This is a genomic window from Streptomyces eurythermus, from assembly GCF_014649115.1.
In the GTDB taxonomy this organism is placed as follows: domain Bacteria; phylum Actinomycetota; class Actinomycetes; order Streptomycetales; family Streptomycetaceae; genus Streptomyces; species Streptomyces eurythermus.
Window position 1 is genome coordinate 16,137 of record NZ_BMSK01000016.1, and the last position, 18,842, is coordinate 34,978.

General features: G+C 71.7%; 15 protein-coding genes. 10 read left to right on the plus strand and 5 right to left on the minus strand.

Annotation, left to right across the window (positions count from 1 at the left end):
* Position 1 precedes the first annotated feature (1 nt).
* Together scpA and IE251_RS28050 are read right to left on the minus strand one after the other, a co-directional pair.
* The gene (gene scpA, locus IE251_RS28045) at positions 2-2,176 is read right to left on the minus strand and encodes a methylmalonyl-CoA mutase (protein ID WP_189755787.1); all 2,175 of its coding nucleotides are present in this window, start codon (positions 2,174-2,176) and stop codon (positions 2-4) included.
* Complete coding sequence (locus IE251_RS28050; RefSeq protein WP_189755788.1) at positions 2,176-3,990, minus strand: methylmalonyl-CoA mutase family protein; 1,815 nt, start codon at positions 3,988-3,990, stop codon at positions 2,176-2,178. Before IE251_RS28050 ends, scpA begins: the two co-directional genes overlap by 1 nt.
* Before the next feature lie 204 nt (positions 3,991-4,194).
* Between IE251_RS28050 and IE251_RS28055 the strand changes: the two genes are divergently transcribed.
* The 4 genes from IE251_RS28055 (at position 4,195) to IE251_RS28070 (ending at position 6,866) form a co-directional block, all read left to right on the plus strand.
* On the plus strand, positions 4,195-4,584 hold the full coding sequence (locus tag IE251_RS28055; RefSeq protein ID WP_030606675.1) for a cell division protein SepF: 390 nt from the start codon (positions 4,195-4,197) through the stop codon (positions 4,582-4,584).
* A gap of 90 nt (positions 4,585-4,674) precedes the next feature.
* The gene (locus tag IE251_RS28060) at positions 4,675-5,856 is read left to right on the plus strand and encodes an AAA family ATPase (protein ID WP_189755789.1); all 1,182 of its coding nucleotides are present in this window, start codon (positions 4,675-4,677) and stop codon (positions 5,854-5,856) included.
* On the plus strand, positions 5,853-6,212 hold the full coding sequence (locus IE251_RS28065) for a nucleotide pyrophosphohydrolase (RefSeq protein ID WP_189755790.1): 360 nt from the start codon (positions 5,853-5,855) through the stop codon (positions 6,210-6,212). Before IE251_RS28060 ends, IE251_RS28065 begins: the two co-directional genes overlap by 4 nt.
* Before the next feature lie 168 nt (positions 6,213-6,380).
* The gene (locus IE251_RS28070; RefSeq protein ID WP_189755791.1) at positions 6,381-6,866 is read left to right on the plus strand and encodes a DUF6099 family protein; all 486 of its coding nucleotides are present in this window, start codon (positions 6,381-6,383) and stop codon (positions 6,864-6,866) included.
* Between the two features lie 29 nt (positions 6,867-6,895).
* On the opposite strand, the gene IE251_RS28075 is transcribed toward IE251_RS28070, so the two are convergent.
* A complete protein-coding gene (locus IE251_RS28075; RefSeq protein ID WP_189755792.1) occupies positions 6,896-7,321 on the minus strand; it encodes a VOC family protein in 426 nt (141 codons plus the stop codon).
* Positions 7,322-7,962: 641 nt separating this feature from the next.
* Between IE251_RS28075 and IE251_RS41265 the strand changes: the two genes are divergently transcribed.
* Positions 7,963-9,057, plus strand: a complete 1,095-nt coding sequence (locus IE251_RS41265; RefSeq protein WP_229896973.1) for a hypothetical protein — start codon at positions 7,963-7,965, stop codon at positions 9,055-9,057.
* Between the two features lie 144 nt (positions 9,058-9,201).
* Complete coding sequence (locus IE251_RS28085) at positions 9,202-10,125, plus strand: LLM class F420-dependent oxidoreductase (RefSeq protein WP_189755793.1); 924 nt, start codon at positions 9,202-9,204, stop codon at positions 10,123-10,125.
* A 179-nt stretch (positions 10,126-10,304) separates the two neighbouring features.
* Here IE251_RS28085 and IE251_RS28090 read toward each other — a convergent pair whose 3' ends face one another.
* Entirely contained in the window at positions 10,305-11,297 is a 993-nt protein-coding gene (locus IE251_RS28090; RefSeq protein ID WP_373302060.1) for a D-alanyl-D-alanine carboxypeptidase family protein, read from the minus strand.
* Between the two features lie 249 nt (positions 11,298-11,546).
* Between IE251_RS28090 and IE251_RS28095 the strand changes: the two genes are divergently transcribed.
* Entirely contained in the window at positions 11,547-13,175 is a 1,629-nt protein-coding gene (locus tag IE251_RS28095; RefSeq protein WP_189755794.1) for a 3' terminal RNA ribose 2'-O-methyltransferase Hen1, read from the plus strand.
* Positions 13,172-15,715 carry a polynucleotide kinase-phosphatase gene (locus IE251_RS28100; protein ID WP_189755795.1) on the plus strand — a complete coding sequence of 848 codons (2,544 nt, stop codon included), beginning with the start codon at positions 13,172-13,174 and terminating at the stop codon, positions 15,713-15,715. The genes IE251_RS28095 and IE251_RS28100 overlap by 4 nt, the downstream gene beginning before the upstream one ends.
* Positions 15,716-15,881: 166 nt before the next feature.
* On the opposite strand, the gene IE251_RS28105 is transcribed toward IE251_RS28100, so the two are convergent.
* Positions 15,882-16,466 carry a short chain dehydrogenase gene (locus IE251_RS28105; RefSeq protein ID WP_189755959.1) on the minus strand — a complete coding sequence of 195 codons (585 nt, stop codon included), beginning with the start codon at positions 16,464-16,466 and terminating at the stop codon, positions 15,882-15,884.
* Positions 16,467-16,740: 274 nt separating this feature from the next.
* Here IE251_RS28105 and IE251_RS28110 point away from each other — a divergent pair, with 274 nt between their 5' ends.
* Together IE251_RS28110 and IE251_RS28115 are read left to right on the plus strand one after the other, a co-directional pair.
* The gene (locus tag IE251_RS28110; RefSeq protein ID WP_189755796.1) at positions 16,741-17,241 is read left to right on the plus strand and encodes an NUDIX domain-containing protein; all 501 of its coding nucleotides are present in this window, start codon (positions 16,741-16,743) and stop codon (positions 17,239-17,241) included.
* 351 nt (positions 17,242-17,592) lie between these two features.
* On the plus strand, positions 17,593-18,816 hold the full coding sequence (locus IE251_RS28115) for an arginine deiminase (RefSeq protein WP_030777520.1): 1,224 nt from the start codon (positions 17,593-17,595) through the stop codon (positions 18,814-18,816).
* Positions 18,817-18,842: the final 26 nt, after the last annotated feature.

The following is an 18,842-nucleotide window of genomic DNA, read 5'->3' on the forward strand; positions in this document are numbered from 1 at the left end:
GCTACAGCTCGTGACCGAGGTCGGCCGCCAGCCGCCCGACCAGGTCGTGGGCCGCGTCCGGGATCACCGTGCCGGGCAGGAACACCTCCGCCGCGCCCATCTCCCGCAGGGTCGGCACGTCCTGCGGCGGGATCACCCCGCCGACCACGATCATGATGTCCTCGCGGCCCTCCTCGGCGAGCTTCTCGCGCAGCGCCGGTACGAGCGTGAGGTGCCCGGCGGCCAGTGAGGACACCCCGACCACGTGCACATCCGCCTCGACCGCCTGCCGGGCGACCTCCTCCGGCGTCTGGAACAGCGGGCCGACGTCCACGTCGAAACCGAGGTCGGCGAAGGCCGTCGCGATCACCTTCTGGCCGCGGTCGTGGCCGTCCTGGCCCATCTTCGCGACCAGGATGCGCGGCCGGCGCCCCTCGGCCTCCTCGAACGCCTCCACCAGGGCCCGGGTGCGGTCCACCGACGCCGACTGTCCTGCCTCGTTGCGGTACACACCGGAGATCGTACGGATCTGCCCGGCGTGCCGCCCGTACACCTTCTCCAGGGCGTCGGAGATCTCGCCGACCGTCGCCTTGGCGCGGGCCGCGCGCACCGCCAGCTCCAGCAGGTTGCCGGTGCCGTCGGCCGCGCGGGTCAGCGCGTCCAGCGCGTCCCGGCAGGCGGTCTCGTCCCGCTCCGCGCGCAGCCGCCGCAGCTTCTCGATCTGCTGGGCGCGCACGGAGGAGTTGTCGACCTTGAGCACCTCGATCTGCTCGTCGCTGTCGACCCGGTACTTGTTGACGCCGATCACCGGCTGCCGCCCGGAGTCGATGCGGGCCTGGGTGCGGGCCGCCGCCTCCTCCACGCGCAGCTTCGGGATGCCCGCGTCGATGGCCTGCGCCATGCCGCCCGCCCGCTCGACCTCTTGGATGTGCGCCCACGCCTTGCGGGCCAGGTCGTACGTCAGCCGCTCCACGTACGCGCTGCCGCCCCACGGGTCGATGACCCGGGTGGTGCCCGACTCCTGCTGGATCAACAGCTGGGTGTTGCGGGCGATGCGCGCCGAGAAGTCGGTCGGCAGCGCCAGCGCCTCGTCGAGCGCGTTGGTGTGCAGCGACTGGGTGTGGCCCTGGGTGGCCGCCATCGCCTCCACACAGGTGCGGGTGACGTTGTTGAAGACGTCCTGCGCGGTCAGCGACCAGCCCGAGGTCTGCGAATGGGTGCGCAGCGACAGGGACTTGGGGTTCTGCGGGTCGAACTGCCTGACCAGCTTCGCCCACAGCAGCCGGGCCGCCCGCAGCTTGGCGACCTCCATGAAGAAGTTCATGCCGATCGCCCAGAAGAACGACAGCCGGGGCGCGAACGCGTCCACGTCCAGGCCCGCCTCACGGCCCGCCCGGATGTACTCCACACCGTCCGCGAGGGTGTACGCCAGCTCCAGGTCGGCCGTCGCGCCCGCCTCCTGGATGTGGTAGCCGGAGATGGAGATGGAGTTGTAGCGGGGCATCTTCTGCGAGGTGTACGCGAAGATGTCGGAGATGATCCGCATCGACGGCTTCGGCGGATAGATATAGGTGTTGCGGACCATGAACTCCTTCAGAATGTCGTTCTGAATGGTCCCGGCCAGCTTCTCGGGCGGTACGCCCTGCTCCTCCGCCGCCACGATGTACAGCGCCAGCACCGGCAGCACCGCGCCGTTCATCGTCATCGACACGGTCATCCGGTCCAGCGGGATCCCGTCGAACAGCTGCCGCATGTCGTAGATGGAGTCGATGGCCACGCCCGCCATGCCGACGTCACCCGTCACCCGCGGGTGGTCGCTGTCGTAACCCCGGTGCGTGGGCAGGTCGAAGGCGACCGACAGGCCCTTCTGACCGGCCGCCAGATTGCGCCGGTAGAACGCGTTGGACTCCTCGGCGGTGGAGAAGCCCGCGTACTGCCGGATCGTCCAGGGCTGGTTGACGTACATCGTCGGGTACGGGCCGCGCAGATACGGCGCGATGCCCGGGTAGGTGCCCAGGAAGTCCAGGCCCTCCAGGTCACGTCCGGTGTACAACGGCTTGACCCCGATGCCCTCCGGGGTCTCCCACACCGGCTCCGCGTCCCCGGCGGCCCGCCGCAGCGCCGCGCGCCACTCGTCCTCGGTGCCGCCCGTGACCGGGGTGCCCAGCTCGATGCCGGAGAAGTCGGGGATTCCCATCAGGACACTCCCATGCGGTCGAGGGTCGCGGACAGCACATCCACGGCGTCGCAGCCCGCGAAGACGTACGAGTCGATGCCGGGGTATTCGCCCCGGCCCGCCAGGAACACATGCCGGGCCCCGGCCGCGCGCAGCGACTCGGCCACCTGCCCGGCCTGTTCGGCGTAGAGCGCGTCGCTGGAGCACACCACGGCCTCGGTGGCACCGCTGCCGGCGAAGGCGCCCTCGGTGACCGGCTCGATGCCGCCGGCCTGGAAGAGGTTGGCGGCGAAGGCCGCGCGCGCGGTGTACTCCGCCGGGGAGCCGATCGTGGCCAGGTAGATCCGGGGCCGCGCACCGGTCCGCGCCAGATGGGCGTCGGAGCGGGCGCGCAGCTCCTCGTACGCCTCGTCCCGGCGCACCCGGGGCAGCCCGCCGGAGGGCGGCTCGGGCGCGGGCGGGCGCTCCACCGGCTTCTCGGCCAGCAGCGGGAACTCGCTGACCCCGGTGATGGGTTCGCGTCGCCTGGCGAGCCGCTTGGAGCGCTCCGCCCAGGTGGTGGCGAGATCGGTGCGCAGCCGCCCGGAGCGCAGCACGGCCGCCTGCCCGCCGTCGCGCTCGATGGACCGGAAGAAGGACCAGGCGGCCTCGGCCAGATCCTCGGTCAGCCGCTCCACGTACCAGGAGCCGCCCGCCGGGTCCACGACCCGGGCCAGATGGGACTCCTCGATCAGGATGGAGGAGGTGTTGCGGGCGATCCGCCGCGCGAACGCGTCGGGCAGCCCCAGCGCGTGGTCGAACGGCAGCACGGTCACCGCGTCCGCGCCGCCCACCCCGGCGGCCAGCGCCGCGACCGTGGTGCGCAGCATGTTCACCCACGGGTCGCGGCGGGTCATCATCACCGGCGACGTCACCACGTGCTGCGTCTGCGCGCCCGCCGCCGGCGCCCCGCACACCTCGGCGACCCGCGCCCACAGCCGGCGCGCCGCGCGCAGCTTGGCGATGGTCAGGAACTGGTCGGCGGTCGCCGCGTAGCGGAACTCCAGCTGACCGAGGGCCTGTTCGACGCCGAGCCCGGCCTCGGTCAGCTCCCGCAGATAGGCCACGCCGGTGGCCAGCGAGGCGCCCAGCTCCTGCGCGGCCGAGCCGCCCGCCTCGTGGTACGGCAGCGCGTCCACGGTCAGCGCGCGCAGCCCCGGGTACCCCTCGGCGCAGCGCACGGCCAGTTCCGCGTACGGCGCGAAGGCCGGCGCGGTGCCGGTACGGGCCTCGTACCCGAGCGGGTCGCCGCCCAGGTTGCCGCGCACCGCCCCGGCGTCCACGTCCTTGTCCGCGTACAGCCTGAGCAGGGCCTCGGCGGCCCGGACGGTGTCACGGCCGGCGTCCAGCACGACGGGGGCCAGATCGAGGTACACCCCGTCCAGCGCGCGGGCCAGCCCCGGGACCGGGATACCGCCCTCGTCCAGCACCAGCCAGAGCGAGGTGCCGCCGTTCTCCAGGTCGGCGAGCACCGCGTCCGCCGGGCCGTCGCCGAGCGCCGTGTGCCGCTGGCGCACGTCCCAGCCGCCCGGGCCGGTGCCCTCCGGGCGGCTGCCCCGCACGAAGGGGGCGAAACCCGGCAGGCCGGGGTCGGGCGCGCCGTCGCGCGCGGTGTACAGGGGCCGGGTGCGCAGCCCGTCTTCCAGCGTCGTGGACAGGGCGTCCTCCGCTGCCTCGCCGGACAATTCCCTGCCTGACCTGCGCAGTACGCCCTCCACCAGGCGTTGCCACTGCTCGTGTGTCGCGTCAGGGAACTCGGCGGCCAGTGAGAGCCCGTCGTCAGGCAGGACCGTCATGGCTCGGATGCTAGGGCAGGGCGCTCGAACGGGGGCGCGGCACAGCCTGTGAGGTTTCTCTTCTTGCGCTTGTGATCCGTGCCATCCCCGGGGGCGCGCGGGGTGGCCGCCGAGGGGCCCTTCGTGTCGGTGTTGGGCCGAACGGGTGACTTGGCGTAAGAATTGGCGGGTGCAATTGGTCGCGAGTCAGGTCAGGGGGAGCCGGTGAGCCGTTACGACGTCACCGATGAACAGTGGGAAGGGCTCGCCCAGGTCGTGCCGCTGCGGGGCCGGGACTCCTGGCCGTCGGCGGTGAACCACCGCTCGCTGCCCGACGCCGAGACCGAGACCCGGCGCCGGTTCGTGGTCCTGCGCGTCAACGTCTTCGCGGACGCCCGGGAAGTGGCCGAGACCCTGATGGCCGGGGTACCGGTGCTGCTCGACCTGTCCGGTGCGGAGGGGGACGTGGCGAAGCGCGTCCTCGACTTCAGCACCGGCGTCGTCTTCGGCCTGGGCAGCGGGATGCATCGGGTGGACCGCAACGTCTTCCTCCTCACCCCGCCCGGCACGGAGGTCAGCGGCCTGATGGAGGGGGCGGGACTGGCGGGCACGTGACGGCGCCGAGCGCCGCGTCCGCCCCCCGATCGGGGGAAAGTTCCGACGGGAAAACGGTTCGGCGGCCAAGCGGGGCTCTACGGTCCGCGTATGGCCGTGCCCTTCGTGTTCGCTGAGTCGCCGGCGGCCGACGTGCCCCCGTTCTCCGGTGCCCAGCCCGACATCCGGTCCCGGATCACCGAGCTGCGGCTCTCCGCCTTCGCCGGGCACCGGGGCGCCGCGTTCCCGCTCGGGCCGGTCACCCTGCTCGCGGGGCCCAGCGGGGCCGGCAAGACCACCGCGCTGGCCGCCTTCGAGGCGCTGGCCCGGCTCGGCGGCGGTGCCCCGCTCGCGGAGGCGTTCGCGGACCCGGCCGCCTGCGTACCCGAGCGGGCCCGGCCCGACGCCGAGGGGCGCCGGGGGTTCCGGATCGGGTGCACGGCCGAGGGCGCCGAGGGCCCGGTCCGGCTCGACATCGCCGTACAGGCCGAACCGGACCTGCGGATCGTGGGGGAGCGGCTGACCGCGCGCGGGGTCGTCCTGCTCCAGACCGCGCTGCGCGACCCCGGGCGCCGTACCGTCCAGGCCGCCTGGCACACCGCGGGCGCCGCCCCGGTGACCCGCGCCCCGCTCCCCGACGACCGCCTGGGCACCGCCCTGCTGCCGCTGCGCGTGGCCGGCAAGACCGACGGGCAGCGCCATGTGCTCGCCGCCGCCGAGCAGATGGTCGTCGCCCTGCGCTCCGTCTTCCCCTGCGATCCGCGCCCCGAGTACATGCGCCTGCCCGTACCCACCGGCTCCGGCCGGCTGCTGCCCGGCTGCGACAACCTCGCCGACGTCCTGTGGCGCACCCGCGCCGAGTGCTCCCGCCGGCACGGGCTCCTGGTCGAGGCGGTGCGCGTGGGGTGCGCCGGCCCGGTGGCCGACCTGGTGGCCGAGCCGCTGGCCGGCGGCACGGTACGGGCGCTGCTCGACCGCGGCGACGGCGTCCGCACCGCACTCGCCCGGCTCGGCGACGGCGAACTGCGCTACCTGGCGCTGACCCTGGTGCTGCTGACCGGGCCGGGCGTGCTCGACATGGACGCGCCGGGCGAGGTGCCCGACGCGCTGCGCACCCTCACCGTCCTCGCCGACGGCTTCGACCGGGGCCTGGACCCCGTCCAGCGCCGGGAACTGCTGCTGACGGCCGCCCGGATGGGCCGGCGCGGACACATCCGGTGCGTGGCCGCGGTGCACGACGCCTCATGGGCCGCCGGGACCCCGGACGTCACAGTGGTACACCTGGACGGGTGACCGAACACCCCGACCTGGCCGCCCTCCAGCGCAGACTGGCCGAGTTCGCCGCCGCGCGGAACTGGCAGCCGTACCACACGCCCAAGAACCTCGTCGCCGCCCTCTCGGTGGAGGCGTCCGAGCTGGTCGAGATCTTCCAGTGGCTCACCCCGGAGGAGTCCGCCCGGGTGATGGACGACCCGGGCACGGCGCACCGGGTCACCGACGAGGTCGCCGATGTGCTGGCCTATCTGCTCCAGTTCTGCGAGGTCCTCGGCATCGATCCGCTGGCCGCGCTGGCCGCCAAGATCGACCGCAACGAGCACCGCTTCCCGGTTCCGGGCACCGGAGGCGGGCACCAACAGGCGGACTCCTGAGTTCCGTTATTACTCTCCGCAGTCAAGTCGCGTGACGGATCCGAATTGTTGTCCACTAATTTCCGTCTTCCTCTGGCTTTTCGCCTCGATGACCCTCACTCTGGGTAGTGGACAAGAGAGTTCAGGAGGCCGTGCCGACGGGGTGCGGCGGACGGACGGGGGCATCGTATGGATGCGGTACGGCTCATCCTCGCGAGCAGGCGGGCCCTGGCGGCCGGCGCCGACGCCGGGGAGATGATGGCGGAGGTGTGGCAGGCGCAGGCCCTCGCCCAGGCGATCGGGAGCCGCCTCGCGGTCTCCGGTCCGCCGGAACTGCGCGGCGAGGCGCTGGGGCTGACGGAGCTGGCGGGCCGGGGCTGCGGCGTCCTGGACCCGCCCGAACTCGACCCCGGCGATCTGCGCGCCGCCCAGCTCACCGAGCTGGACGACGCCCGCGAGGCCCTGCTCTGCCTCGGCGGCCTGCTCGGCGAGGTCGGCATATCCCTGGTGGGCATGGCCAGCGCCGCCGTGGACGAGACGACGTACTGGCAGTGCATGGAGGCGATCGACGCGGCCGACGAGTCCCGTGACCGCGTGCTGGAGATGCTGCGCAAGCTGGCGGCGCGGGCGGCGATGGTGCCGGAGGACGCCCAGGACAGCCCGTCCGGCGTGTGACCGCCGCCCCGCGCGAGCCGTGACGCCGGTTACGGCCGTATGTACGGGCGGGTCATGATCTCCATGTTGTGGCCGTCCGGATCGTCGAAGTAGGCGCCGCGACCGCCGAAGAGACGGTTGATCCGGCCGGGCTCGGTGCGGCGGGGATCGGCGTAGTAGGTGACACCGACCGTCTCCAGCCGGGCGATCATGGTGTCGAACTCCTCGTCGGGCACGAGGAACGCGTAGTGCTGCGACTGGATCGGTTCGTCACGCTTCTCGTAGTAGTCGAGCGTGACGCCGTTGCCCAGGTCCACGGGCAGGAACGGCCCGAAGGGCGCGCCGACCTCGAGTCCCAGGATCGCCGCGATGAACTCGGCCGACAACTGGCGGTCCGAGGCGTAGACGGCGGTGTGGTTCAGCTGGACGGCGGCCGACGGTGCGGGCTGATGGGTGTGCTGCTGGTCATGCGGCATGACGGGATGTGTCTCCGAGTACTGGATCCGCTGGGAGCGCCGCACAGGGGCGGCGGGAAGTGGGACACGGAGAAGACGGCGGGCCTCTCGCCCGCCTCGCGCTCACGCCGAGGCCGGGCGCCTCACTCGTGTATGGCCCATGGCCGACCCGGCAGTCACATGATCGACTCTAGCAGGTCACCTCGACCGCTCTTTCTCAGGTCGGCGGGAGTTCGCCGACGATGGTCGCCGGCGGAGGGTCGGCGGGTGTCGGCACTTGGACGAGGAAAGGGACGAAGGTGATCCGGCCGTCTTGGAGAAGTGGCCTGTAGGACATTCGATAGCACACGACCGAATTCGGGTCGCGGATTGTTCTGTAGCACTTGAGCTGCGACGGGGCAGCGGCCTTGCTCTCCGGATCGGCCTTACTCTCCGAAGCGGTCGGCATACCCCCGGCTGCACAGAAAAGGATTGCTGCGGCAACCGAAATGACGCGTAGCGTAGCCGTGTTCATTCTGTCACCTCGAAGGAAAGCTGAATAATACTGACCCCTCGCCGGTGCCTGCAACTCTAGATGCGTCACCGGAGCGGCGGGGTTAGCGTGCTGGTGTCCATCGAAAAGTCTCTGTCGCTGAATTGAAACGCCAGCAGAGGAGAGCTTCATGCGAGGGAAATCAGTACTGAGCGCCGCCGCGGTGGCCGCGCTGGTCAGCGGAGCGGTCGCCGGTGCGGTGGGGCCGGCCTCCGCCGCCCCGACCCCGACGTGCCGGGTCGCGGGAGGAACCCTGACCGGCAGTGGATTCGCTCCCGACCAGAAATTCACCGTCACACCCGGTGGGGAAACGGCGCGCTCTTTCTCCGACGGCCGTATCGGACCGATGGCGGTCAAGGGAACAGGGACCTTCCGTGTGGGCACCGTTACCTGCACGGGCACGGGCACGGGAAGCTCGGCCGGTGGAGCGCAGACGTCCGCTGTCGTGTCGGCCGCGACGAGCGCGGCTCAGGCCGCCATCAAGCGGGGCGCCTCCCCGCAGCAGGCGAAGGCGCAGGGTGTGGCTGCCGCACAGGCCAAGGCGAGGAGCCTGGGCGTGCCGACGACGGTCTTGACGCAGATCCAGCAGCAGATCACCAACAACGTCAACCAAATCATCAATTCGACCGTCAACGGGCCGGTCAATCAGGGGACCGGAACGCAGAACGGCCAGAAGCAGCCGGGCGAGGAGACCAAGCCGGGTCAGGAGACGAAGCCTGGTCAGGAGACCAAGCCGGGCGAGGAGACGAAGCCGGGTCAGGAGACGAAGCCTGGCGAGGAGACGAAGCCGGGTCAGGAGACGAAGCCTGGCGAGGAGACGAAGCCGGGTCAGGAGACCAAGCCTGGTCAGGAGACCAAGCCGGGCGAGGAGACCAAGCCGGGTCAGGAGACCAAGCCTGGTCAGGAGACCAAGCCGGGCGAGGAGACCAAGCCTGGTCAGGAGACCCAGCCGGGTCAGGAGACGAAGCCGGGTCAGGAGACGAAGCCGGGCGAGGAGACCAAGCCGGGCGAGGAGACCAAGCCTGGCGAGGAGACGAAGCCGGGTCAGGAGACCCAGCCGGGTCAGCAGACCAAGCCTGGCGAGCAGACGAAGCCGGGCGAGGAGACCAAGCCGGGTCAGCAGACCCCGCCGAACACGCAGACGGAGCCGAACAAGCAGACGGCGCCGAACACGCAGACCGAACCGAACAAGCAGAGCCCGCCTGCCGAGCAGCCCGCTCAGTAGCCCGGGTGTGTCTTCGAAGCCCCCGCTGGATCAGCGGGGGCTTCGCGCGCCACGGCCCGGCGGACGCATTTCACCCGACCGGGCTCGGCCGCGCCGGGCGGTACCCGGGCGGCCGGTGCGGGCGGCGCCGTGCAGGATAGGTGTATGGACCTGCGAATCTTCACCGAGCCCCAGCAAGGGGCCACCTATGACACCCTGCTCACCGTGGCCAAGGCCACCGAGGACCTCGGGTTCGACGCCTTCTTCCGCTCGGACCACTATCTGCGCATGGGCAACGTGGACGGCCTGCCCGGCCCCACGGACGCCTGGATCACGCTGGCCGGCCTGGCCCGCGAGACCAAGCGCATCCGCCTCGGCACGCTGATGACGGCCGGCACCTTCCGGCTGCCCGGCGTGCTCGCCATCCAGGTCGCCCAGGTCGACCAGATGTCCGGCGGCCGGGTCGAACTCGGCCTCGGCGCGGGCTGGTTCGAGGAGGAGCACAAGGCGTACGGCATCCCGTTCCCGAAGGAGAAGTTCGCCCGGCTGGAGGAGCAGCTGGCGATCGTCACCGGGCTGTGGGCGACCGAGGTCGGCAAGACGTTCGATTTCCACGGGGCGTACTACGACCTCACCGGGTCGCCGGCGCTGCCCAAGCCCGCGCAGCAGAAGATCCCCGTGCTGATCGGCGGCCACGGCGCGACCCGTACGCCGCGACTGGCCGCGCGGTACGCCGACGAGTTCAACATCCCGTTCGCCTCGGTGGAGGACAGCGAGCGGCAGTTCGGCCGGGTGCGGGCCGCCGCGGCGGCGGCCGGCCGGGACGCGGACGACCTGGTGTACTCCAACGCGCTCGTGGTCTGCGTCGGCAAGGACGACCAGGAGGTGGCCCGGCGTGCCGCCGCGATCGGCCGTGAGGTGGACGAACTGAAGGCCAACGGGCTGGCCGGCTCCCCGGCCGAGGTCGTCGACAAGATCGGCCGGTACGCCGAGATCGGCTCCCGCCGGATCTACCTCCAGGTACTCGACCTCGACGACCTGGACCACCTGGAGCTGATCTCCTCCCAGGTCCAGTCCCAGCTGTCGTAACCACGGGCGAGCGGCCCCCGCCGCCGGCGCCGGGCCCCGGCCACAGCATCCACTGGTCCGGGGCCCGGCTCCCGGACGGCTCAGGGGCCGGCCGTCGGCCGGCCCCGCACGGACGCCGGGGCGTGAGGCCGTGATCCAGGACCGGCGCCGGCGCGTGAGGCCGTGGCCCAGGACCGGCGCTAGCGCGTGAAGCCGTAGTCCAGGATCTTCGCCGCGTCCTTGAACCGCTCGTCCGGCGAGCTCGCCGCGAGAACCGTGCCCACGACCGTCTTGGAACCGCGCGTGGCCGCGAACACCAGGCAGAACTTCGCCTCCGGCCCGGAACCGGTCTTCACGCCGAACGCGCCCCGGTAGGAGCTGAGGAGCGTGTTGGAGTTCTTCCAGGGCTTCATGGCGTGCGTTCCGCCACCGGGCCGGTACGACTTCATGCCGTCGTAGACCTTGGTGCCGACGACCTTCTTGAACGTCTTGTTCTTCAGCGCGGCCCCGGCCAGTTTGGCCAGATCGCGCGGCGAGGAGTAGTTCTTGCCGTTGGACACCCCGTCGAAGGAGTCGAAGTGGGTGTTGTTCAGGCCCAGTTCGCGCGCCTTGCTGTTCATCTTGGCGATGAACGACTTGGTCCGCTGGGCCGTCGTGGAGCCCGTGCCGTAGGTGTCCGCCAGCGCGTAGGCCGCGTCGCAGCCCGACGGCAGCATCAGGCCGTACAGCAGGTCGCCCACCGACATCGAGTCACCGAGGAGCAGGCTCGCGCTGGAGTAGCGCTGGGTGTGCGTCACCGGGTCGATGACGTAGTCGGTGTACTCCTTCTTGATCTTCACCTTCTTCCCGAGGTCCACGTTCCGCTGCGACAGCACCACGAGCGCCGTCATGATCTTCGTGGTGGAGCCGGTCCGCAGCCGGGCGTCCGGTGCCTTGCCGAACAGCTGCTTGCCGTTGGCCGGGTTCATGGCGTAGGCGCCCTGCGCCGACACCTGCGGGGCCGCCGCGACGGTGGCGCGGGCCGTGGCGGATGCCGTCGGCGCCGCCTGGGCGGCCTGGGCGGCCTGGGCGGGCGCGGACGCGAGGATTCCCGCACCCAGCACCGCACCGGCCGTCATCGCGACGGCGGCGCTCCTGCGGGCCCGGGCCGCCCGCCCGGGTCCGCGGTCCCGGACTGCCTGGTCGATGGTCATGGGTTTCCCCCTCTTTCGCTTGTGTCAGTGGTCAGTTGACGAGGGCTCACTCCATCAGGTCCGGGGCCGGGGGGCCGTAACGGACATCACACGCCGGCCCTGTGGACGCCGTGCGCCGGAACGTCGGGTCCACCTGTCCGGTGCGGCAGGGCACCCTCACGGGCGGTGGCGGGGCCGGTGACCCCGAGCCCGGCGGGCGAGGCGAAAACCGGTGGTGGGTGCGGACCTCCGCCGGGGAGACTCGACCGTATGTTCCTGACGATCTCGACCGACGGCACGGCCGCGCGGCCTGCCACCGACCTGGGGTACCTGCTGCACAAACACCCCGGCAAGGCACAGGCGTTCTCCACCTCGTACGGCACGGCCCATGTGTTCTACCCCGAGGCGGACGACGAACGCTGCACGGCCGCGCTGCTGCTGGAGATCGATCCCGTCGCGCTGGTCAGGCGCGGCCGGGGCAAGGGCCGCGGCGGCGCACCCGACGCAGCCCTCGCCCAGTACGTCAACGACCGCCCGTACGCGGCCTCTTCGCTGCTGGCCGTCGCGCTGGGCAACGTCTTCTCCAGCGCCCTGCGCGGGGTGTGCGGCGCCCGGCCGGAGCGGGCCGCCGCCCCGCTGCCGCTGCGCGTCGAGGTCCCCGCGCTGCCCGCCCGCGGCGGCCCCGACCTCGTACGACGGCTCTTCGCACCGCTCGGCTGGTCGGTCACCGCCGACCCGGTACCGCTCGACACCGCGTTCCCGGAGTGGGGCGACTCGCGGTACGTCCGGCTGCTGCTGGAGTCCGAACGGCTCACCCTCGCCGAGGCGTTGCGCCACCTGTACGTCCTGCTGCCGGTGCTCGACGACGCCAAGCACTACTGGGTCTCCGCCGACGAGGTCGACAAGCTGCTGCGGGCCGGCGAGGGCTGGCTGGCCGGGCACCCGGAGCAGCAGCTGATCACCAACCGCTACCTCTCGCGCCGCTGGTCGCTCACCCGCCAGGCGCGGGAACGGCTGGAGCTGGTACGGCTCGCGGAGGCCGACGACAGCGAGGTCGAGGACATCGACAACGCGGTCGCGGACGAGCCCGGGACCGAGGACATCGACGTCGCGGACGAGCCCCGGACCGAGGGCGTCGACGACGTGGCCGCGGACGAGTCCGGGACCGAGGCAATCGGCAACGTGGTCGCGGACGAGCCCGAGGCCGAGGGCATCGACAACGCGGCCATAGACGGGGCCGGGACCGGGACCGGGGTGACCGAGGAGAAGCCGGCCCCGCTCGCCGTGCTCCGGCGGGAGGCCGTCCTCGCCGCGCTGGACGCCTGCGGCGCCGACCGCGTGCTCGACCTCGGCTGCGGCCAGGGCCAGTTGGTGCAGGCGCTGCTCAAGGACGCCCGGTTCACCGAGATCGTCGGCGTCGACGTCTCGCAGCGGGCCCTCACCATCGCCTCCCGCCGGCTGAAGCTGGACCGCATGGGCGAACGGCAGGCCGCGCGCGTCAAGCTCGTCCAGGGCTCCCTCGTCTACACCGACCAGCGGCTGCGCGGCTACGACGCCGCCGTGCTCAGCGAGGTCGTCGAGCATGTCGACCCGCCCCGGCTGCCCGCCCTGGAGTACGCCGTGTTCGGGCACGCGCGCCCCCGCACGGTCGTCGTGACCACTCCGAACGCCGAGTACAACGTCCGCTGGGAGAGCCTGCCCGCCGGCCATGTCCGGCACGGCGACCACCGCTTCGAGTGGACCCGCGAGGAGTTCCGCACCTGGGCGGCGGCCGTGGCTGAACGGTACGGCTACGAGGCGGAGTTCACGCCCGTCGGCCCGGACGACCCCGAGGTGGGCCCGCCCACGCAGATGGCGACATTCACGATCACGACCGAGAGGGAGGCGAAGGCGGCATGACCGAGGCACAGCACAAGGGGCGGGTCCTGCCCGTCACCGACCTCTCCCTCGTGGTGCTCGTCGGCGCCTCCGGTTCCGGCAAGTCCACCTTCGCCCGGAGGCACTTCAAGCCCACCGAGGTGATCTCCTCCGACTTCTGCCGCGGCCTGGTCTCCGACGACGAGAACGACCAGAGCGCGACCCGGGACGCCTTCGACGTCCTGCACTACATCGCCGGCAAGCGGCTGGCCGCCGGCCGTCGCACCGTCGTGGACGCCACCAGCGTGCAGCAGGACAGCAGGCGGCAGTTGATCGAACTGGCGAAGCAGCACGACGTGCTGCCCATCGCCATCGTGCTGGACGTGCCGGAGGAGGTGTGCGCCGAGCGGAACGCGGCCCGCGCCGACCGGGCGGACATGCCCCGCCGGGTCATCCAGCGGCACATCCGTGAACTGCGCCGTTCGCTCAGGCACTTGGAGCGCGAGGGCTTCCGCAAGGTGCACGTGCTGCGCGGCGCCGAGGAGGTCGAGCACGCCACCGTCGTCACCGAGAAGCGCTACAACGACCTCACCCACCTCACCGGCCCGTTCGACATCATCGGCGACATCCACGGCTGCTCCGCCGAACTGGAGGCTCTGCTCGCCAAGCTGGGCTACACCGACGGCGTGCACCCCGAGGGCCGTACCGCCGTGTTCGTCGGCGACCTGGTCGACCGCGGCCCGGACAGCCCCGGCGTGCTGCGCCGCGTGATGTCGATGGTGAACTCGGGCAACGCCCTGTGCGTCCCCGGCAACCACGAGAACAAGTACGGCCGTCACCTCAAGGGCCGCAAGGTCCAGCACACCCACGGGCTCGCGGAGACCATCGCGCAGATGGAGGGCGAGAGCGAGGAGTTCAAGGCCGAGGTCCGGCGGTTCCTGGACGGACTGGTCAGCCACTACGTCCTGGACGGCGGCCGGCTGGTGGTCTGCCACGCCGGTCTGCCCGAGAAGTACCACGGCCGCACCTCCGGCCGGGTCCGCTCGCACGCCCTGTACGGCGACACCACCGGCGAGACCGACGAGTTCGGGCTGCCGGTGCGCTACCCGTGGGCGGAGGACTACCGGGGCCGGGCCGCCGTGGTCTACGGCCACACCCCCGTGCCCGAGGCGACCTGGCTGAACAACACCATCTGCCTGGACACCGGCGCCGTCTTCGGCGGCAAGCTCACCGCGCTGCGCTGGCCCGAGCGCGAGCTGGTGGACGTACCGGCCGAGCGGGTCTGGTACGAGCCGGCCCGGCCGCTGCGCACCGACGCGCCCGGCGGGCAGGACGGCCGCCCGCTGGACCTGGCGGACGTGCACGGCCGGCGGGCCGTCGAGACCCGGCACGCGGGCCGGGTGGCCGTCCGCGAGGAAAACGCGGCTGCCGCCCTGGAGGTCATGAGCCGCTTCGCGATCGATCCGCGCCTGCTGCCGTACCTCCCGCCGACCATGGCGCCGACGGCCACCTCGCGGATCGACGGCTACCTGGAGCACCCCGAGGAGGCGTTCGCGCAGTACGCGCGGGACGGGGTCGCACGGGTGGTGTGCGAGGAGAAGCACATGGGCTCCCGGGCCGTGGCCCTGGTGTGCCGGGACGCGGAGACGGCACGGCGGAGGTTCGGCGCGGAAGGACCCACCGGGTCCCTCTACACCCGTACCGGACGGCCGTTCTTCGACGACGAGCGGATGACCGAGGAGATCCTCGGCCGGCTGCGCGCGGCGGTCACCGAGGCCGGACTGTGGGATGAACTGGGCACCGACTGGCTGCTGTTGGACGCGGAGCTGATGCCGTGGTCGCTGAAGGCCGCGGGGCTGCTGCGCGGCCAGTACGCGGCCGTGGGCGCCGCCGCCGGCGCGGTGTTCCCGGGTGCGCTCGCCGCCCTCGAGGCGGCGGCCGGGCGCGGTGCCGACGTGGGAGCGCTGCTCGACCGGCAGCGGGAACGCGCCGCCGACGCCGCCGCGTTCACCGCCGCCTACCGCCGCTACTGCTGGCCCACCGAGGGCCTGGACGGCGTCCGGCTGGCCCCCTTCCAGCTCCTCGCGGTCCAGGGCCGCAGCCTCGCCGCGCTGCCGCACGACGAGCAACTCGCCCTCATCGACCGGCTGGTGGAGTACGACGGCACCGGGCTGCTGCACACCACCCGGCGGCTGTACGTCGACACCGGCGACCCGGAGTCGGTGCGCGCGGGCGTGGACTGGTGGCTGGAGATGACCGGCCGGGGCGGCGAGGGCATGGTCGTCAAGCCGCTCGGCGCGCTGGTGCGCGACGGGGACGGACGGCTGGTGCAGCCCGGCATCAAGTGCCGGGGCCGGGAGTACCTGCGGATCATCTACGGCCCGGAGTACACCCGCCCCGACCACCTCGCCCGCCTGCGGCAGCGGTTCCTCAACCACAAGCGCTCGCTGGCCCTGCGCGAGTACGCCCTCGGCCTGGAGGCCCTGGACCGCCTGGCCGACGGGGAGCCGCTGTGGCGGGTGCACGAGGCGGTGTTCGGCGTACTGGCCCTGGAATCGGAGCCGGTGGACCCACGGCTGTAGGCGCATCGCCCTCGTACCGCACACACTTCCGCGGCGCCGTGCACAACGTGGCTCGCGTCAACCCCGGACCGCACCGGCGAACAGGCCCTTCCACCGGTCTAGTCGCTCAGCGGTCCGGGTAGGGCCACGGTCGGCGCCCAGCGAGACTCCCACGATCCCCCGGCTGTTACGGACGTATGGTCTGGCCCTGGGCGGTGCCTTTCACGGCCTCCACATACGCACGTGCCACCTCGGCGACGGGAGTACCGCCGGCCGAGTCCATGCCCATGCTCTCCAGGGTCTCCTTGATCCACCCTGGGCTGATGAGATTGATACGCAGATTCCGAGGCACCTCACCAGCCGCGTTACGGACGAAGCCCTCCAAGCCGGTGTTGATGAGGGCCCCCAGCGACCCGCCGGCCAACGGAGCGGAGAAGGTGCCTCCGGTCAGCGTGACGGAGCCGCCGTCCCGGAGATGACGCAGGGCTCGCCGGGCCAGGGCAACCTGTCCCAAGAGCTTGCCCCGCACTCCCGCAGAGATCTCGTCATCCGCCGCTGTCGCCAAGTCCACCAGCGGGCCACTGGCGGCACAGCACACCACCGCGTCGAGGTCCGGCACCTTGTCAAAGAGCGCATCCAGAGAGGAAGGATCTTCCAGATCCACCGTCACCGGACCTCTGCGCGAGGCCCTCACGACCTGATGAGAACCCTCTAACGCGCCGGCGACAGCACTGCCGACCGTTCCGGTCGCCCCAATCACAAGTATTTTCATGCCATCGATCATGTCAGCGGTGGTACGCCGAAGGACCGTATTGATCGACACGGCCTGCCCCGACCATCGGGTGCAGTCCCGGCGACGGCCACAGCACAACGTGACTTCCGGGTCTGCTGCCGATACGGCTCCCTGACCCGCCAAGATTGTTGGCAACTCTGGACAACCACCGCCCAGCGCCACTACCGGGTCGGCTTCCAACTGCACTCGCCCGCCGCGCCCGAGAGACACTCGCCCAACATGCCTGCCAACCCGGCCCGAGGAAGGGACCCCCGTGGCTCAGCCGACAACCGATGGCCAGCCCCAGGCGCTCAAGCCCGCCCTGGAATCCATGACCCTGCTGGTCGCCGCCGTCATCGTCCACGACAAGGCCACCAACCGCGTGGTCCTGCTCCAGCGCGGCGACCAGGCCAGATTCGCCCAGGGCATGTGGGACCTTCCGGTCGGCAAGAGCGAGCCCGGCGAGCCGATCACCGAGACGGCCGTCCGCGAGCTGTACGAAGAGACCGGTCTGACCGTCAAGCCGGAAGCGCTCGAGGTCGCCCACATCATCCACGGCGCCCGGGGCGTGGAAGCACCCAACGGCTTCCTCACGGTCGTGTTCGTCACCCACGAGTGGACCGGCGAGCCGGAGAACCGCGAACCACGCAAGCACGCCCAGGTCCGCTGGGTCGACGCCGATGCCATCCCCGAGCGATTCGTGGACACCACCTCAAGCGCTCTCCACCGCTACCTCAGCGGCGGGCCCCAGGTGTCTCTGGACGGTTGGAAGTAGGCGAGGCCCCCTTTGCCGGGTAAGCCGTGGCGCCACATACGACTCACCGCTGCGCTGATCAAGCAGATCTGCCACGGTTGTCAGTGCTCTGCGCCGGGGTGCACATGAACTTCGGCTACGTCGGTGCGGAACGTGTCCGCGCCGGAGCCGCCGCCTGGTCTTGCGCCGGCGGGGGAGTCCGGGACCGCCGGGCGATCGCCCTGCTCACCGCCGGGCGCTGGTCCCGGCCGGCGGGGGCGGCGGCCCTGCCGCCCCGTGGGGGGCGGTGGCGCCGTAGCGTGTCCGGGGCCGCGCCCGGCGGAAACCGGCGAGCAGGGGATGAAGGAGGGTCCCGGCGGTCAGGATGGAGGCATGGGATTCCATGTCGACTCCGAGGCCGGGCGGCTGCGCCGGGTCATCCTGCACCGGCCCGACCTAGAGCTCAAGAGACTCACCCCCAGCAACAAGGACGCCCTGCTCTTCGACGACGTGCTGTGGGTGCGCCGGGCGCGTGCCGAGCACGACGGGTTCGCCGACGTCCTGCGGGACCGCGGGGTCGAGGTGCACCTCTTCGGGGACCTGCTCACCGAGACCCTGGCGCTCCCCGAGGCCCGCGCCCTGGTCCTGGACCGGGTCTTCGACGAGAAGGAGTACGGTCCCCTCGCCACCGGCCACCTGCGCGACGCCTTCGACCGGATGCCCCCGGGCGAGCTGGCCGAGGCCCTGGTCGGCGGGATGACCAAGCGGGAGTACCTGGCCGGCCACGAGGAACCGGTCTCCGTGCGCTTCCACGTCATGGAGCTGGACGACTTCCTGCTGCGCCCGCTGCCCAACCACCTGTTCACCCGCGACACCTCGGCGTGGATCTACGACGGCGTCTCCATCAACGCCATGCGCTGGCCCGCCCGGCAGCGCGAGACCGTGCACTTCGAGGCGATCTACCGCCACCACCCGCTGTTCCGCGACGAGGCGTTCCACGTGTGGTCCCGGGGGCAGGCGGACTACCCGTCCACCATCGAGGGCGGTGACGTCCTGGTGCTCGGCAACGGCGCCGTGCTGATCGGGATGAGCGAGCGCACCACCGCGCAGGCCGTGGAGATGCTGGCGCACAAGCTGTTCGCGGCCGGCTCGGCGCGCACCATCGTCGCGCTCGACATGCCCAAGCGGCGCGCCTTCATGCACCTGGACACGGTGATGACCATGGTCGACGGCGACACCTTCACCCAGTACGCCGGCCTCGGCATGCTCCGCTCCTACACCATCGAGCCGGGCGACGGCGGACGGGAGCTGAAGGTCACCGACCACCCGCCGGAGCACATGCACCGGGCGATCGCCGCCGCGCTCGGCCTCGGCGAGATCCGGGTGCTGACCGCCACCCAGGACGTGCACGCCGCCGAACGCGAGCAGTGGGACGACGGCTGCAACGTCCTCGCCGTCGAACCCGGTGTCGTCGTCGCCTACGAGCGGAACGCCACCACCAACACCCACCTGCGCAAGCAGGGCATCGAGGTGATAGAGATCCCGGGCAGCGAGCTGGGCCGGGGCCGGGGCGGCCCCCGGTGCATGAGCTGTCCCGTGCAGCGAGACGCTGTATAGAAATGTGGAGTGTCGTATAGACTTAC

Bases quoted from the DNA above. Each gene is read 5' to 3' on its own strand.
- IE251_RS41265 (WP_229896973.1), top strand. From the start codon at position 7,963: ATGCGAGGGAAATCAGTACTGAGCGCCGCCGCGGTGGCCGCGCTGGTC.
- scpA (WP_189755787.1), bottom strand. From the start codon at position 2,176: ATGGGAATCCCCGACTTCTCCGGCATCGAGCTGGGCACCCCGGTCACG.
- IE251_RS28070 (WP_189755791.1), top strand. From the start codon at position 6,381: ATGGATGCGGTACGGCTCATCCTCGCGAGCAGGCGGGCCCTGGCGGCC.
- IE251_RS28105 (WP_189755959.1), bottom strand. From the start codon at position 16,466: ATGAAAATACTTGTGATTGGGGCGACCGGAACGGTCGGCAGTGCTGTC.
- IE251_RS28060 (WP_189755789.1), top strand. From the start codon at position 4,675: ATGGCCGTGCCCTTCGTGTTCGCTGAGTCGCCGGCGGCCGACGTGCCC.
- IE251_RS28095 (WP_189755794.1), top strand. From the start codon at position 11,547: ATGTTCCTGACGATCTCGACCGACGGCACGGCCGCGCGGCCTGCCACC.
- IE251_RS28090 (WP_373302060.1), bottom strand. From the start codon at position 11,297: ATGACCATCGACCAGGCAGTCCGGGACCGCGGACCCGGGCGGGCGGCC.
- IE251_RS28085 (WP_189755793.1), top strand. From the start codon at position 9,202: ATGGACCTGCGAATCTTCACCGAGCCCCAGCAAGGGGCCACCTATGAC.
- IE251_RS28115 (WP_030777520.1), top strand. From the start codon at position 17,593: ATGGGATTCCATGTCGACTCCGAGGCCGGGCGGCTGCGCCGGGTCATC.
- IE251_RS28075 (WP_189755792.1), bottom strand. From the start codon at position 7,321: ATGCCGCATGACCAGCAGCACACCCATCAGCCCGCACCGTCGGCCGCC.
- IE251_RS28050 (WP_189755788.1), bottom strand. From the start codon at position 3,990: ATGACGGTCCTGCCTGACGACGGGCTCTCACTGGCCGCCGAGTTCCCT.
- IE251_RS28100 (WP_189755795.1), top strand. From the start codon at position 13,172: ATGACCGAGGCACAGCACAAGGGGCGGGTCCTGCCCGTCACCGACCTC.